This is a genomic window from Mycobacterium sp. IDR2000157661 (assembly GCF_022317005.1).
In the GTDB taxonomy this organism is placed as follows: domain Bacteria; phylum Actinomycetota; class Actinomycetes; order Mycobacteriales; family Mycobacteriaceae; genus Mycobacterium.
On the sequence record NZ_CP081006.1, the window covers coordinates 4,007,533 to 4,022,101 of the forward strand.

Consider the following 14,569-nt stretch of genomic DNA (forward strand, 5'->3'; position numbering starts at 1 on the left):
GGAGAAGACACCGTTCAGGTCCACCTCAACACCTCCAGCCACTTCCGGTGCAGAGCATACGACTCAACGGAAGCTGAGTACCTGATCGCCCCACGCCAGGCGCAGGTCGCGGTCGAGGTCGTCGACGATGCGGTCCTGCGCGTCGATGACCAGCGTGGCGCGGTCGCCGGCGCGGTACGGCCGCCATCGGGGGTCACCCGCGCCGGCGTCGGGAACACCGTCGACGGCGAAGTTCAGCCAGCGCCTGCGCATCCGCTCCGAGAGCGTGCGGCCCGCCTTCAGACCGCCCAGCCGGAAGGTGGGGTCCTTCGGGCCGGCGACCAGATTGCCCCAGACGTAGGGCAGTTCGGTCGCGTGGGCGGCGCCGAGGCGAAGCAGGCGCAGCATCGGGGTGGCGAAGTCGAACCGGTAGAGGTAGGTCGGCGCCACCTCCTGGTGACCCTCGGCGAACCACACCGAGGGCATCCGGAACCCGATGTCTCGCGCGACCCCCATGCCGATCCGCTTGCCACGGCCACGGTAGGCGGCCCGGATCTGCTCCTCACCGGGCAGCTGCAGCTCGGGCTGTTCGGCCGCGATCTCGGCGAACATCGCCCTGATCGCGCCCGGCGTGATGGGCATCAGCGGCGACTTCATCCAGCGGAACAGCGCCGCCTCGTGTTCGTTGGTGCCGATGATCAGCGGAACGGGATGCGTCCGGCCGTCGCGGGCCAGCTTCACCGGATTGCCGGGCACGATGTCCCCGTCGATGATGGGGGCGAACGCCAGCGTGCCGGGTGTGCGCACGGGGATGTCGTCGAACACCTTCTTGGATGCGGCCAGCAGCGCATGCATGGGCACCGACGGCAGCCGGCCCGCTTCCTCGCGCCGCATGCCCAACTCCTCGAGGAACAGGCTGGTGACCCGCTGCGCGCGGTCGCGGTCGTACATCGACGTCGCGGGTGAGCTCTGCGCGATCGCGGCGCCGAACAGTCCGTCCGCGGCCGGGCTGCACAGCAGCGTGGTGATGACGCCCGCGCCCGCCGACTCGCCGAACAGTGTCACCCGGTCGGGGTCTCCCCCGAAGCCGGCGATGTTGTCGCGCACCCACTGCAGGGCGAAGAGGACGTCGCGCAGGCCGGGGTTGGTGGCGAACTGGTCGCCGTGCGAGGACAGGTCGAGGAAGCCCAGTGCGCCCAGCCGGTAGTTGACGGTGACGATCAGAGCATCCCCACCGGATGCCAGCGCGCGGCCGTGGTACAGCGGCTGGGCCGAGGAGCCGAGCAGGTAGGCGCCACCGTGCACCCACACCAGGACGGGTTTGCCCGCGCCGGGCTCGGTGTCCGACGACGCCCACACGTTCAGGCTCAGGCAGTCTTCCCCCTGCGGAGCGCCGAGGTCGAGCGGGATTCGCGGATCGGTCGGCTGCGGGCACGCCGGACCCACCCTGGTCGCGTCGCGGGGCTCGTGCCATCGCGGCGCGGGCTGCGGCGCCCGCCACCGGAGGTCTCCGGCGGGTGCGGCGGCGTAGCGGACGCCCTTCCACACTTTGACGATCCCGTCGTCCACGCCGCGGACCGGGCCGTACGCGGTGTCGACGACGAGGCGGTCGGTGCCGCGGCGTGCGTCGGCGGTCATCGGAACTCCCTGACTCGGTGAAGGAACTGCCCAATCAGGTTACGCGCGGGCACGTAAGGATGGTATATCTGGTGAGGTGAGTGTCACATTCGTATCACCGAGTGACCGGCTTCGCCGGCGCATCGTCGCCGATTTCGAGCGCAGCGCCGGCCGGCATGACGACCCAGCGGTCTACGGCGGCCCGCCAGGCGATCCGGGGCTGCTTGGGCCGGGGAGCGTGTCCTGGGAGGTCAACGCCGACCTGGCGGCGGTGTCGCAGGCCGGGCTGCCTGCGATCGTGCTCGAGATTCTGCACCCGTCCGTGATCGCAGGGGTGCAGGACCTGTCGAACTACCGCGAGGACCCCTTCCAGCGCGCCAGGGCCACCCTCGGCTACGTCCTGGCCACCACCTTCGGCCACACCGAAGCCGCAACGCGGGTCATCGACCGCGTCCGGCGGGTGCACTCCCACGTAACCGGGACCCGGCCGGACGGGGTGGCCTACCGCGCGCTGGATCCCGACTTGATCGCGTGGGTGCACACCTGCATCCCGTGGATGATCTTGCGGGCATTCGAACACACGAAACGGTCCCTGTCGCGGCAGGAGAAGGATCGCTACCTCGCCGAGCAGGCGGTGATCGGCAGAATGGGCGGGGCCGACTGGGTACCCACCAGCACAGCCGAACTCGACGACTTCGTCGCCACGATGCGCCCGCGGCTGAGCGTGAACGCGCAGACACGTGAGTTCCTCGACTTCCTGATGACCTCTCCGTTCTTCGGGAACCTGCCCGCGCCGGTGGACCGTCGGCTGCACCGCTTCGCGATTTACGCGGGTATGAGCCGGGCACCGCGGTGGGCGCGCGAGCTCGTGGGCTACGACCGCCCGGCCGCGCTGACCCGCCGACTCATCGAACCGGCGCTGCAGCTCGATGCCCGGCAGCTGCGCTGGGCGTTCGGCACACCGCGCTACGCCGAACTGGCACGGGCGCGGGCGGCAGGTGCTGCGACGGAGCTCGTGACGACGTGATCGACGCCGCACTCATCGGCGCGGTCGGCGGTGCGTCGGGGCGCGGCAGCATCGACGAGACGGCCGACCGTACCGGCCAACGCATCCTCGATGCTGCCGTGCAGGAAGCCGCCGCCGTTGGCCTGCAACGGATCACGGTGGAGGACGTGGTGCGCCGCGCGGGCGTGTCCCGGATGACGGCCTACCGGCGCTACCCCCGTCGCGACGACCTCGTCGAGGCGCTGGTCCGGCGGGAGACCCAGCGGTTCCTCGCCGCGGTCGCCGACGCGATCGACACCGTGGTGGACCCGCACGAGGGCGTCGCCGAGGCGTTCATCGCGGCGGTCACCTTCGCCCGCGAGCACCCGATGCTGCGCCGCGCCGGGCAGGTGGAACCAGCGCCGATCGGCGACTCCACGGAACTGGTGAAGATGGGTTCGGCGTTCATCGCCAACTACATTCACGGCGAGTCGGCGGGCACGCCCGCGCAGTCGGTGCGCTGGGTCGCCGATGTGTTCGCCCGGCTGTTCTTCACCTACATCTCCATGCCGCCCGCCGACCCCGACTTCGGCGACGATGCCGAACTGCGCAGGTTCGCACACGACGTCCTGACTCCGATGGTGGAACGCGCGCTGAGCTAGGTTGGTCGGGTGACCAAGTGGGCACTGCTTCTCGGTGCCATCGCCACCGAGGTGGCCGCAACCCTGTCTTTGCGTGCCGCACAGGATCATTCGGGATGGCTGCTGGTGGTGGTCACCGGGTACCTCGGCGCGTTCGCGTTGTTGACGATGGTCTTGCGGGCCGGGATTCCGATCGGGGTCGCCTACGGCATCTGGGGTGCGCTTGGCACCGCGGGCACGGCCACGCTGGCCGCGGTGATCTTCGGCGACCCGTTCACCTGGCCGATCGTCGCCGGCATCGCCCTGATCATCGTCGGCGTGCTGCTCATCGAACTCGGCTCGCATCGGCCGGCCCAGGCGTGATGTGGTGGACGCTGGCCGCGGCGATCCTCCTCGAGGTCGTCGCGACGCTGTCGCTGCGAGCCTCCGCCGGTTTCCGCAAGAAGGCGTGGATCGGCCCCGTGGTGCTCGGTTATCTGGCGTCGTTCTACCTGTTGTGGCTGACGCTGGGACTGGGGATGCCCGTCGGGATCGCGTACGGGGTATGGACGGCCTGCGGCGTCGCCCTCGTCGCCCTCATCGCACGGGTGCTGTTCGCCGAACCGCTGACCTGGGTGATGGTCGCAGGCATCGCGCTGATCGTGGCCGGTGTGCTCACGATCGAGCTGGCCAGCGCCGCACACTGAGCACCCCGGCCAGGGCAAACACCACCACGCCCGCTACCGGCACGGTCACCAGCCCGACCCGAAGGGTGGTCGCGTCGGCGGTGACGCCGACGATCAGCGGAGCGCCGAAGAAGCCGATGCGCATCAGCCAGGTGACGACCATCAGGCCGCTGCCGGGGCGCAGTCCCGGAAGCTGGTCGGCGCGGTGCATCGCGGCCGGAATCAGGGTCGCAACCCCTAAACCGGCGGCGGCGAACCCGGCGATCGTGCCGAGGATCGAGGGGAACGCCAGTGCGGCGCCCATGCCGGCGGCCGTGATGAACCCGCCGGCCCGCACCACTGCGCGTTCGCCCAACCGGTCGACTAGGCGATCTCCGATCAGCCGTCCGACGACCATCGCCCCGGCCATCCCGACGTAGCCGAGGGCCGCGACCGCGCCCGGTGCCCCGAGAACGTCGCGAAGATACAACGTCGCCCATGAACTCCCGGCATCCTCGACAACGGCACCGGCCACCGCGATCACCACCAATGCCAGCAGCGCCGCGTACACCGCAGGGCCCGCGCCGGCGCCCTGGGTACTGCGCCCCGCCGGCCGGCTGTCAAGGTCGGAGCCCTTCAGCAGGTGGGGATAGGCGATCACGACGACGGCGCTGAAGATCAGCGCAGCGGTCGTCAGGTGCACGGTGCGCGAGATGTCCAACGCGATCGCCGCGGCGCCCATCGACCCGCCGAGGATCGCGCCCGCCGACCACACGGCGTGGAACGAGTTGATGATGGACCGGCCGTAGGCGCGCTGCAGGCGTAAGCCGTGGGCGTTCTGCGCGACGTCTGTCACGGCGTCGGACGCGCCTGCGACGAACAGAGCCGCGGCCAGCATGACGGGTCCGGCGGCCAGACCGGCGACCACGACGAACGCTGCGATGCCGAAGGTCCCGACGACCGCGACCCGTGCCGAGCGGTACCGCCGGATCAGCGCCGCCGCCGTCAGTCCCGCGACCAGCGCCCCCGCGGAGAACGCCGCGATCGCCCCGCCGTACACCGCATTGGACAACTGCAGGTCGGCCTTGATCTCCGGGTAGCGCGGGAGCAGGTTGGCGAACAGGGCACCGTTGCTGCCGAACAGGGCGGCGACCGCGACGCGGGCCCGGCGGTGCTGCGCCATGCGGCCGACCCTACCGAGATCGCTTGTCCGGCTTGGCCGGGGTTAATACGGGCCCCAACGGGTATGAACTCCGGTCGTGGCGAAGCGCGCAGAAGGTACGGACCGGGCAAGATCAACGACATGACTGAGTCCGACGCGTCACTGGCCGAACTGGCGCGCCGCTACGGGGTGGCAACGGAATACGAGGACTGGACCGGCAAGAACATCGCCGTCGCCGAGTCGACCCTGATCTCGGTGCTCGACGCCCTCGGCGTCGCGGCAGGCACCGGCGACGAGCGGGCCGCCGCCCTTGCCGACCTGGACCGCGACTACTGGACGCGCTCGCTGCCGCCGACGATCATCGCGCGCTCAGGCAGCGCCAAACCGTTCTGGGTGCACGTCGACCACGGCGATCCGGTCGGCCTGTGGATCCGCCTCGAGGACGGTTCGGTGCGCACCGGCCTGCGGCAGCTCGAGAACAATCGCCCACCCTTCGACCTCGACGGCCGGCTGATCGGCGAAGCCTCGTTCGAGTTGCCCGCCGACCTGCCGATCGGCTACCACCGCCTGCATCTGCAGGTCGGCTCGTCGGACATCGGCACACCGATCATCGTCTCTCCCGCCACGCTGGCGCCCCCGCCCGGGCGGCACTGGGGACTGGCCACCCAGCTCTACAGTGTGCGATCGGAAAACTCTTGGGGCATCGGCGATCTGACGGATCTGACGGACCTCGCCGTGTGGTCGGCGGCGCGGCATCGGGCCGGCTTCATCCTGGTGAACCCGCTTCATGCGGCGGCGCCGACCGGACCGATGGAACCGTCGCCCTACCTGCCCACCTCGCGGCGCTTCGTCAACCCGATCTACCTGCGGGTGGAGGCGATACCCGAATACGCCTATGTCCGCCGTCGCGGCCGGATGCGCAAAGCGCGCGAGTACGTGCAGAGCCGCGCGCACCGCGCCGACAAGATCGACCGCGACTCGGCGTGGAAGGTCAAACGTGCCGCGCTGCATGCCCTGTACCAGGTGCCGCGCTCGGCAGGGCGCGAACTCGCCTATGCCGCCTACCGCGAGCGCGAGGGCGCCCGCCTCGACGACTTCGCAATCTGGTGCGCGCTGGCCGAGCGGTACGGCGGCGACTGGCACGGGTGGCCCGAAGAACTTCACCATCCCGCCGCCGCCGCGGTCGCCGAGTACGCCTCCGAACACGCCGATGCCGTCGACTTCCATCGGTGGCTGCAGTGGCAACTCGACGACCAGCTCACCGCCGCACAGGCCACTGCGGTCCAGTCCGGGATGGATCTGGGCATCATGCACGACCTGGCCGTCGGGGTGGACCCCAACGGCGCCGACTCCTGGGCGCTGCAGGACGTGTTGGCGCTCGGCGTCACGGCGGGCGCGCCTCCCGACGAGTTCAACCAACTGGGCCAGGACTGGTCACAGCCGCCATGGCGCCCCGACCAGCTCGAGAAGCAGGCATACGAGCCGTTCCGCGCATTGGTCAACGCGGTGCTCCGGCACGCAGGCGGGGTGCGCATCGACCACATCATCGGGTTGTTCCGGCTCTGGTGGATTCCGCAGGGCGCCCCACCCACCGACGGCACTTACGTGCGCTACGACCACGAGGCGATGATCGGCATCGTGGCGCTGGAGGCCCACCGCGCCGGCGCCGTCGTCGTCGGCGAGGACCTGGGCACAGTCGAGCCGTGGGTGCGGGACTACCTGCACGATCGTGGGCTGCTCGGGACGTCGATCCTGTGGTTCGAGGCCGACCGCGACGGTCCCGATGCCACGGGCGGACCACTGCCCGCCGAGCGTTGGCGTGAATTCTGCCTGTCCGCGGTCACCACGCACGACCTGCCGCCGACGGCGGGTTATCTTGCGGGCGTGCACGTGCGGCTGCGTGAGGAACTCGGGCTGCTGACCCGGCCCGCCGACGAGGAACTGGCCGCCGACCGCGAGCAACAGCACGCCTGGCTCGCCGAACTGCGCCGCGTCGGGCTGCTCGACCACGAGCACACCGTTGTCGCCGACGTCGTCGAGGCATTGCATCGCTATCTCGGCCGCACGCCATCGCGTCTGCTCGCCCTGTCGCTGGCCGACGCGGTCGGCGACCTACGCGCCCAGAACCAGCCGGGAACCACCGACGAATACCCGAACTGGCGGATCCCGCTGACCGGTCCGGACGGCAGGAAACTGCTGCTCGAGGACGTGTTCGACGACGAAGGAGCGGCCCGCCTTGCCGAGGCGATGCGCTCGGCGGTGCACCCGTCGGTGTAACGCGGGCGGCCCCGTCTCCGGTTTCACATTCGTCACCGCTGCGATATGTTCGCAGCGCACCGACCGAGGAGAGATCACGTGAAGAAGCTTGTTGTGTTCAGCGGTGGACTCGTGGCCGTCGGATCAGCGGCGTTGGTGGGCGCCGGCATCTTGGGTTCGGGCGTAGCCATGTCCCAGCCGAACTACAGCGTGGTCGGCGAGCCGTACAACAAGGCACTGCAGATCCTCAAGCAGCACGGCATCAAGGCCTACTTCGGCGGTTCGTTCGGCAGCGAGTTGCCGCAGGCGCAGTGCCTGGTCGACCAGCAGAAGGTCACCTCCGGCGGCCGCATGCTGCTGATGCTCGACTGCAGCCAGAACGCCGTCGACCAGATCGCGCAAATGGGTCCGGCCGGTGGCCCGACGGTCGGTGGCAACGGCATCACCACGGTCACCCCGACGCCCGTCGTGCCGATCCAGGGCGCACCCGGCGCCGGCGCGCCGCCACCCGGCTGACGCGTCAGCCCTCGACCATCTCCCGCAGGTTGACCAGCGTTCGGCTCATATTGCGGCCGACCTGACGCGCGGCCACTCGGTCGGCGATCAGTCCGAGCACGTTGCCAGCCGACTCGTAGGCCAACCGAAAAGTGACCTTCGTGCGTCCGTCGTCGGTCTCGCGAAGCCGGAACCGGCCACGCTGAGAAACGCCGGTCAGCGCGGTCCACGACAGCTCGCGGGGCGGGTCGAACTCGACCACCTCGACCGTGCCGCCGATCGGCACGGAACCCACCTTCCAGTGCACGGTGTAGCGCGCGCCCAACCCGGCCGGGTCGTCGCTGAGCGTCTCGAACCGGTTCAGGCTGGCCATGAACTGCGGATAGCAGCCCGGATCGCTGACCACCTTCCAGATCGTGTCCCGGTCCGCGTCGATGACGCACTGCCGTTGGACCCTCATCGGTTCGCTCTCTTCTTCGCGCAGGCGCTCATCGGTTCGCTCTCTTCTTGGCGCAAGCGTCCCCTGCCCTTCGGGCGTGGGCCCACATCAGCCGATCACCGGGAGCCGTCGCTTCGCCGCCAGCCGGTCCACGCCGCTCTGCAGGCTGTTGAGGACCTTGTCGTTGATGACGTCGTCTTCGCTGGACGCGATGTCGTCGGCATCGATCGGATCCTGCACCTCGATGGCGATCTTCGTGGGCAGCGGCAGCCGCGGCACCATGTCGCTGACGGCCAGGCCCCACGGCGGCGCCAGCAGGATGGGCACGCTCTTCAACCGCGCCATCTTGTCGACCATCAACAGCTTGGCCAGCCATTGCCCGCGGTCGAGGAACAGCGCGGCCTCCTGGCCTCCGACGCTGGCGACGGGCACGATCGGCACCCCGGCCTCACGGGCGAGCCGCACGTAGCCCTTGCGTCCGCCGAAGTCGACCCGGTGCCGCTGCCAGGACGGTCGGAACACCTCGTAGTCCCCGCCGGGATACACCAGCAACGCCGCGCCCGACTTCAGCGCCATGGTGGCGTTGTCGTGGTTGGCCGCCACCGTGCCGAACTTGCGCAGTGATCCCAGTCCCGGCATCGAGACGACGAGGTTGTGCGCGAGTTGGTAGAAAGGCCGCTCGACGCCGAAGTACGAGCAGAACGCGAGCGTGAAGACGAAGGTGTCCGGCGGTAGATTGCCGCCGCTGTGATTGCCCACGAGCAACACGGGCCCGTCGGCGGGGATCCGGTCGAGTCCCTGGACATCGGCGCGGAAGTACAGGGACGCCAACAACCACAGGCCCGGCAACTGCTCGCGGATGTAGTCGGCGTCGCGCTGGTCGAGGTCGGCCTTGGGGACCCGGGCCGCCACCTGATCCTTGGCCCATCCGAGAACGTCGTCGATCCCCGCCATGCAACGTCATATTGACAGGGCGAGCGAACCTGAAACCTGCGTTCCCACCTAGTTCTCCTAGACTGCGGTACACAAGGCTTCGACAGGAGGCTGACATGCTGCGACCCCGCCGCTTCGATCGCGAGATCGACCCGGGTCCCGTGCAGATCCAGGCCCGCCAGGTCAAGTTCGACCTGACCGGCATTCCGCTGGAGTGGATCCCCGGACACCCCGTCGCCTCGACGATGATCAACCTGTTCAACGTCGTGCTGCCCGCGGCCGAGCACTGGTTCGTCAAGACCTACAACGAGGCGCTGCCACTGGTCGCCGATCCCAAGCTCGCCGACGACATCCGCGGGTTCGTCGGCCAGGAGGCCACCCACGCCGCCGCGCACGACCACGTCATCGAGGAGTTCCTCGTCGGCAACGGCGTCGACCCGGCGCCCATGCTGGACGCCGTCGACTACATTTTCGAAAAGGTCTTGGCGCCAACAGATTCCACCGATCCCGAGCGACGGCTCAACAACCTCTGCGAGCGGTTGTGGTTCATCGCGGCGATCGAGCACTATACGGCCGTGCTGGGTGACTTCGCGCTCAACTCCAGCTGGGACGAGCACAACGCGAACCCGACGATGGTCGACCTTTTCCGCTGGCACGGCAGCGAGGAGGTCGAGCACCGCTGCGTCGCCCACGACACGGCGGTGTACTTCCACGACAGTTACCCTGACCGCATCCGGGCCATGGTGACGGCGGCGACCATGATCTTCGCGTTCTTCCAGCGCGGCACCTGGTATCTGCTCAAGTCGGACCCCACCAGCGACATCGGGTGGTTGCAGATGCAGCGGCTGCGGATGCAGGACTCCAAGCTGGGTCTGCTGCCCACGTTCCGGACCCTGTTCGGAGCCAACACCCTGACCTACTTCCGGCCCGGTTTCTCGCCGGAGGAAATGGGCTCGACCGCTCAGGCCGTCGCCTACCTGGCCACCTCGCCGGCCGCGCGGGCCGCTCACCTTTGATGGGCCTGCGGCAGCGCTACCGGCAGTTGCCGGGCAACCCGCTGCGCCGGGACCGGCCGTTTTTGGCGCTGGGCTTGGCGGACGCGGTCATCTCCGGCCTCGATGCGCTGGCCGCCGCGACCCGCCGGGTGGCTCCGCCGCCCGAGCGGGACCACAGCCTCGTCCTGCGCGTGGCCGACCGGCAGGTGGTGGCCCACGACGACAACGTGGTGGCGTTGACCCTCACCGCAGCCGACGGCGGTGCGCTGCCCCGCTGGCATCCGGGCGCGCACATCGACGTCCACCTGCCCAGCGGGCTGATCCGTCAGTACTCGCTGTGCGGTGATGCGGCGGCCACTGATTCCTATCGGATCGCCGTGCGACGTATGCCCGCAGGTGGCGGCGGGTCGGTCGAGATGCACGGCCTGCAGCCGGGCGCAACGGTGACGTCGCACGGCCCGCGCAACGCCTTCCCGATGACGGTGCCCGGCTTCGGGTCGCCGACCCGGCAACTGCGGTTCGTCGCGGGTGGCATCGGGATCACGCCGATTCTGCCCATGCTGGCCCTCGCGCAGCGGCTCGGAGTCGACTGGTCGATGGTGTACGCCGGCCGCAGCCTCGACAGCTTGCCGTTCGTCGACGAGGTCGCGGCGTTCGGCGACCGGGTGACCGTGCGCACCGACGAGGTCGACGGCCTGCCGAGCGCTGCCGAGCTCCTCGGTGACTGTCCCGGGGGCACCGCGGTCTACGCCTGCGGCCCGGCGCCGATGCTGACGGCGATCCGCGCCCGGCTGGTCGGCCGCGACGACGTCGAACTGCACTTCGAACGGTTCGCTGCGCCGCCGGTCGTCGACGGCACCGAATTCGGTGTGACGGTCGCCTCGAGTGGGCGAAGCGTGCGAGTGGGCGCCGAGGAGACCTTGTTGGCGGCGCTTAACCGCGCCGGCGTGTCCGCGCCGTATTCGTGTCAGCAGGGCTTCTGCGGAACCTGCCGGACCCGGGTGCTGGCCGGCGCCGTCGACCACCGCGACACGCTGCTGACCGAGCCGGAACGAGACGAGCACATGCTGATCTGTGTCTCGCGTGGGGTACAGGGAACCGAACTGACGCTCGACCTGTAGCCGCTTCTCGTACTATTCGCCCATGCCGCTGGCCGATGGCGCGACGTTCGCCGGATACACCATCGTCCGACAACTCGGTTCCGGCGGCATGGGCGAGGTGTACCTGGCACAGCACCCTCGGCTGCCACGCCGCGATGCGCTCAAAGTGCTGCCCGCCTCGGTCTCTGCCGACGAGGAGTACCGCGAGCGGTTCAACCGCGAGGCCGACATCGCCGCCACCCTCTGGCATCCGCACATCGTCGGCGTCCACGACCGCGGTGACCACCAGGGCCAGATCTGGATCTCGATGGACTACGTCGAGGGCACCGACGCCGCTCGGCTGCTGCGCGACAGCCACCCCGACGGCATGCCGCAACGCGAGGTCGCGGCCATCGTCGCGGCCGTGGCCGATGCGCTCGACTACGCCCACCAGCGCGGCCTGCTGCACCGCGACGTCAAACCGGCCAACATCCTGCTCGCCCATCCCGAATCCGGCGATCAGCGAATCTTGTTGGCCGACTTCGGAATCGCCAAGTGGGCGAACGACATCAGCGGGCTCACCGCGACCAACATGACGGTCGGCACGGTCTCCTACGCCGCACCCGAGCAGCTGATGGGTGAGCGGCTCGACGGCCGCGCCGACCAGTACGCGCTGGCCGCCACGGCGTTTCACCTGCTGACCGGTAGGCCGCCGTTTGCGCACTCCAACCCGGCCGTGGTGATCAGTCAGCACCTCTCGGCGGCGCCGCCTGCGATCGGCGCCCGGCGCCCGGACCTCGCGGGTCTGGATCCGGTGATGGCCAAAGCGCTCGCCAAGGACCCGAAAGACCGGTTCGAACGATGCGCGGACTTCGCCAGGGCGCTGCGCCACCAGCTCGGCGTCGCCGCCGACGATGACGACAGCACCCGGCAGGTGCCGATCGCCACCCCGTCCAAACGGTCGCCGATTCGCGCCGCAGTGCTGGTCCCCGCGGTCCTCGCCGTCCTGCTCGTCGCTGCGGTCGCATTCGCGCTCGCGGAACTGCGCCGCGCCGACGAAGAGGAGGCCGCGGTGAGGCAGACTTCCGCGCCCGCGCCGACCCCCTCGGCGTTGCGGGCCTTGCCGCCGCCACAAGCGCCTGCGCCGCCCCCCACCGCCACCACGACGGCCCCGACCACCACGACGGCCCCGACCACCACGGCACCGGCCGCCGCGGTGATCGGCGCCGACTGCTCACCGGTGGGCAGCACCGGTACAACCGAAGACGGGTCCACCGCCTACTGCTCGACGTTGCAGACCACCGGCGCATCGATCTGGTCGCTCACCGAGGGCGACATACCCAGCCCCACCATCACCGCCGAGCCCACCGACGAGGTGTTGCCGTTAGCCGAGGAGTCCCCGGTGCGTGTCTGCATGCAGCAGACGGGCCAGACCCGCCGCGAGTGCCGGCGCGACATCCGCGAGAGCAACGGCCTGCCGTCGCTGCCATGAAATACGCCGTCATCGCACCCGTCGCGGCGGGCGTCACGGGAAACCCGGCGTTCATGGCCGAGTTCGCCCAGCACCTCGAGCGGTGCGGGTTCGAGTCGGTCGTCGCGGTCGAGCACACCGTGCTCATGTCGCACTACACCAGCGTGTACCCCTACGACAGCTCCGGCCGGGTGGAACTACCCGCCGACTGCGCGGTGCCCGATCCTCTTGACCTGCTTGCCTTCTTGGCCGGCCACACCCACCGGCTGCGGTTGGCGACCGGCGTGCTGGTGCTGCCCAACCACCACCCCGTCGTGCTCGCCAAACGGATCGCCACGCTGGACGTCCTCTCGGGCGGGCGGCTGCGCCTGTGCGTCGGGATGGGCTGGCTCAAGGAGGAGATCGAGGCCTGCGGCGCCGACTTCGCCACCCGCGGCCGCCGCGCCGACGAACAGATCGCGGTGATGCGGCTGCTGTGGGAGGACCGCCCGGGCGGCGCCGACCACGACGGCGAATTCTTCCGCTTCGCCAACGCGATGAGCTACCCGAAACCGGCCGCCCCGGTGCCGATCCATATCGGCGGGCACAGTCGGGCCGCGGCCAGGAGGGCGGGACGGCTCGGTGACGGATTCCAGCCGCTCGGTGTCGGCGGCGCCGACCTCACCGACCTCGTCGCGCTGATGCGCGAGGAGGCGCTGCGGTGTGGGCGCGACCCGGAGGTGCTGGAGCTCTCGCTGGGCCACCTGGTGACCAAGGTCGACGCCGACCGCGCTGCGAAACTCGAGGCGCTGGGCGCGGACCGGCTGGTCCTGGCCATGCCGGCGACCGCCGACATCGCCGAGGCCTGCGACGCCCTGTCCGCCTGCGCGCAACGGCTGGGGCTCACGGCATGACCCTCGGGGCGGCGGACCGGTTGGCGGTGGCCGACCTGGTACACCTGTACGCATCGGCCGTCGATGACCGCCGCTTCGAGGACGTTGTCCAATTGTTCACCGAGACAGCCGAACTGCGGCTGCCGGACCCGCCGCGGTCGCTGGAGCCGGTGCGCCGCCACCACGGCCGCGAGGGGGTACGGGCGGCGATGGCCGGTCTGGCAGCGATGTCCGGCGTGGCCCGCACCGAGCATGCGATCGTCGGTGAGGTCTACGCCGCATGCGACGAGCCGAACTACGCACTGGGCCGGATCACCTGCATCGCGCACCACTGGACGATCTCCGGTGGCGTCGACCAGGGCAGGGCCACCGACCTGGTGTGGCACCTGCGCTACGACGACGAGTACTTGCGCACGCGGGCGGGCTGGCGCATCCACGGCCGCAAGCTGACCATCAACGCGATCGAGACCCGTCCTGTTCACCGGCTCCGACTGCCGCAAGCAGACGGTCGAGCAGGAGCCGCTGACCCTTCAACAGCTTCGACCGAGCCTGCGCCACGGGAAACCAGACCAGGCGGTCGATTTCGGGATACTCCCTGAAGCTGCCCGACCCCTTCGGCCACTCCAACACGAAGGTATTGGACCGGGTGCCCGCCAAGTCGAGGTCGCCCCGCACCGCGAAGGCGGTGACGAGCTTGCCCCCGGGTTGTCTGACCTCGGCGAGGTCAATGCGCGGCCCCTCGGGTGGCGGCTTGCCGGTCTCCTCCTCGAACTCGCGGCGCGCGACCACCCACGGATCATCGCCTGCCGCGTACTCCCCTTTCGGGATCGACCACGCACCGTCGTCCCGGCGGGCCCAGAACGGCCCGCCGGGGTGCCCTAGAAGCACCTCGACGCCGTCCTCGCCCATCCGGTACAGAAGTAGACCGGCGCTCAACTTGGGCACTCCTGACCCTCACTCCCCTGGCCCCACTTCCCTGGGCCCCACTCCCCTTCGCCTCA

General features: G+C 69.9%; 15 protein-coding genes and 1 pseudogene. 11 read left to right on the forward strand and 5 right to left on the reverse strand.

Annotation, left to right across the window (positions count from 1 at the left end):
- Positions 1 to 63 precede the first annotated feature (63 nt).
- Positions 64 to 1,617 carry a carboxylesterase/lipase family protein gene (locus K3G64_RS20565; protein WP_238886962.1) on the reverse strand — a complete coding sequence of 518 codons (1,554 nt, stop codon included), beginning with the start codon at positions 1,615 to 1,617 and terminating at the stop codon, positions 64 to 66.
- 76 nt (positions 1,618 to 1,693) lie between these two features.
- Between K3G64_RS20565 and K3G64_RS20570 the strand changes: the two genes are divergently transcribed.
- From K3G64_RS20570 to K3G64_RS20585, 4 genes are read left to right on the forward strand one after another with little or no spacing between them, the layout of a single operon-like run.
- Positions 1,694 to 2,623, forward strand: coding sequence for an oxygenase MpaB family protein (locus K3G64_RS20570; RefSeq protein WP_238886963.1), 930 nt, complete (start codon positions 1,694 to 1,696; stop codon positions 2,621 to 2,623).
- Positions 2,620 to 3,243 carry a TetR/AcrR family transcriptional regulator gene (locus tag K3G64_RS20575; RefSeq protein ID WP_238886964.1) on the forward strand — a complete coding sequence of 208 codons (624 nt, stop codon included), beginning with the start codon at positions 2,620 to 2,622 and terminating at the stop codon, positions 3,241 to 3,243. Before K3G64_RS20570 ends, K3G64_RS20575 begins: the two co-directional genes overlap by 4 nt.
- 9 nt (positions 3,244 to 3,252) lie before the next feature.
- Entirely contained in the window at positions 3,253 to 3,585 is a 333-nt protein-coding gene (locus K3G64_RS20580) for a DMT family transporter (protein WP_238886965.1), read from the forward strand.
- Positions 3,585 to 3,908: a DMT family transporter gene (locus K3G64_RS20585; protein WP_238886966.1), complete on the forward strand. Its 324-nt coding sequence runs from the start codon at positions 3,585 to 3,587 to the stop codon at positions 3,906 to 3,908. The genes K3G64_RS20580 and K3G64_RS20585 overlap by 1 nt, the downstream gene beginning before the upstream one ends.
- Here the strand turns inward: K3G64_RS20585 and K3G64_RS20590 are convergent.
- Positions 3,877 to 5,049 carry an MFS transporter gene (locus K3G64_RS20590; RefSeq protein ID WP_238886967.1) on the reverse strand — a complete coding sequence of 391 codons (1,173 nt, stop codon included), beginning with the start codon at positions 5,047 to 5,049 and terminating at the stop codon, positions 3,877 to 3,879. The genes K3G64_RS20585 and K3G64_RS20590 overlap by 32 nt on opposite strands.
- Before the next feature lie 120 nt (positions 5,050 to 5,169).
- On the opposite strand from K3G64_RS20590, the gene malQ reads away from it, so the two are divergent.
- Both malQ and K3G64_RS20600 read left to right on the forward strand, forming a co-directional pair.
- The gene (gene malQ / locus K3G64_RS20595; protein ID WP_238886968.1) at positions 5,170 to 7,305 is read left to right on the forward strand and encodes a 4-alpha-glucanotransferase; all 2,136 of its coding nucleotides are present in this window, start codon (positions 5,170 to 5,172) and stop codon (positions 7,303 to 7,305) included.
- Between the two features lie 78 nt (positions 7,306 to 7,383).
- The gene (locus K3G64_RS20600) at positions 7,384 to 7,800 is read left to right on the forward strand and encodes a hypothetical protein (protein WP_238886969.1); all 417 of its coding nucleotides are present in this window, start codon (positions 7,384 to 7,386) and stop codon (positions 7,798 to 7,800) included.
- A 4-nt stretch (positions 7,801 to 7,804) separates the two neighbouring features.
- Here the strand turns inward: K3G64_RS20600 and K3G64_RS20605 are convergent, their stop codons facing one another.
- The gene (locus tag K3G64_RS20605) at positions 7,805 to 8,239 is read right to left on the reverse strand and encodes an SRPBCC family protein (protein ID WP_238886970.1); all 435 of its coding nucleotides are present in this window, start codon (positions 8,237 to 8,239) and stop codon (positions 7,805 to 7,807) included.
- An 87-nt stretch (positions 8,240 to 8,326) separates the two neighbouring features.
- Entirely contained in the window at positions 8,327 to 9,172 is an 846-nt protein-coding gene (locus K3G64_RS20610) for a lysophospholipid acyltransferase family protein (RefSeq protein WP_238886971.1), read from the reverse strand.
- A 95-nt stretch (positions 9,173 to 9,267) separates the two neighbouring features.
- Between K3G64_RS20610 and K3G64_RS20615 the strand changes: the two genes are divergently transcribed.
- The 5 genes and pseudogenes from K3G64_RS20615 to K3G64_RS20635 all read left to right on the forward strand — a co-directional run.
- Positions 9,268 to 10,167 carry a metal-dependent hydrolase gene (locus tag K3G64_RS20615; protein WP_238886972.1) on the forward strand — a complete coding sequence of 300 codons (900 nt, stop codon included), beginning with the start codon at positions 9,268 to 9,270 and terminating at the stop codon, positions 10,165 to 10,167.
- Positions 10,167 to 11,267, forward strand: coding sequence for a PDR/VanB family oxidoreductase (locus K3G64_RS20620; RefSeq protein ID WP_238886973.1), 1,101 nt, complete (start codon positions 10,167 to 10,169; stop codon positions 11,265 to 11,267). Before K3G64_RS20615 ends, K3G64_RS20620 begins: the two co-directional genes overlap by 1 nt.
- A gap of 22 nt (positions 11,268 to 11,289) precedes the next feature.
- The gene (locus K3G64_RS20625) at positions 11,290 to 12,717 is read left to right on the forward strand and encodes a serine/threonine-protein kinase (protein ID WP_238886974.1); all 1,428 of its coding nucleotides are present in this window, start codon (positions 11,290 to 11,292) and stop codon (positions 12,715 to 12,717) included.
- Positions 12,714 to 13,589 carry an LLM class F420-dependent oxidoreductase gene (locus K3G64_RS20630; RefSeq protein ID WP_238886975.1) on the forward strand — a complete coding sequence of 292 codons (876 nt, stop codon included), beginning with the start codon at positions 12,714 to 12,716 and terminating at the stop codon, positions 13,587 to 13,589. The genes K3G64_RS20625 and K3G64_RS20630 overlap by 4 nt, the downstream gene beginning before the upstream one ends.
- Positions 13,586 to 13,954, forward strand: a pseudogene (locus tag K3G64_RS20635) (nuclear transport factor 2 family protein); the annotation flags it as partial. The gene K3G64_RS20630 and the pseudogene K3G64_RS20635, both read left to right, overlap by 4 nt.
- Before the next feature lie 67 nt (positions 13,955 to 14,021).
- On the opposite strand, the gene K3G64_RS20640 reads toward K3G64_RS20635, so the two are convergent.
- The gene (locus K3G64_RS20640; protein ID WP_238886976.1) at positions 14,022 to 14,513 is read right to left on the reverse strand and encodes an NUDIX domain-containing protein; all 492 of its coding nucleotides are present in this window, start codon (positions 14,511 to 14,513) and stop codon (positions 14,022 to 14,024) included.
- Positions 14,514 to 14,569: the final 56 nt, after the last annotated feature.

Coding starts and splice junctions, on each gene's coding strand:
- K3G64_RS20565 (WP_238886962.1), bottom strand. CDS start 1,617: ATGACCGCCGACGCACGCCGCGGCACCGACCGCCTCGTCGTCGACACC.
- K3G64_RS20585 (WP_238886966.1), top strand. CDS start 3,585: ATGTGGTGGACGCTGGCCGCGGCGATCCTCCTCGAGGTCGTCGCGACG.
- K3G64_RS20590 (WP_238886967.1), bottom strand. CDS start 5,049: ATGGCGCAGCACCGCCGGGCCCGCGTCGCGGTCGCCGCCCTGTTCGGC.
- malQ (WP_238886968.1), top strand. CDS start 5,170: ATGACTGAGTCCGACGCGTCACTGGCCGAACTGGCGCGCCGCTACGGG.
- K3G64_RS20605 (WP_238886970.1), bottom strand. CDS start 8,239: ATGAGGGTCCAACGGCAGTGCGTCATCGACGCGGACCGGGACACGATC.
- K3G64_RS20610 (WP_238886971.1), bottom strand. CDS start 9,172: ATGGCGGGGATCGACGACGTTCTCGGATGGGCCAAGGATCAGGTGGCG.
- K3G64_RS20615 (WP_238886972.1), top strand. CDS start 9,268: ATGCTGCGACCCCGCCGCTTCGATCGCGAGATCGACCCGGGTCCCGTG.
- K3G64_RS20620 (WP_238886973.1), top strand. CDS start 10,167: ATGGGCCTGCGGCAGCGCTACCGGCAGTTGCCGGGCAACCCGCTGCGC.
- K3G64_RS20625 (WP_238886974.1), top strand. CDS start 11,290: ATGCCGCTGGCCGATGGCGCGACGTTCGCCGGATACACCATCGTCCGA.
- K3G64_RS20630 (WP_238886975.1), top strand. CDS start 12,714: ATGAAATACGCCGTCATCGCACCCGTCGCGGCGGGCGTCACGGGAAAC.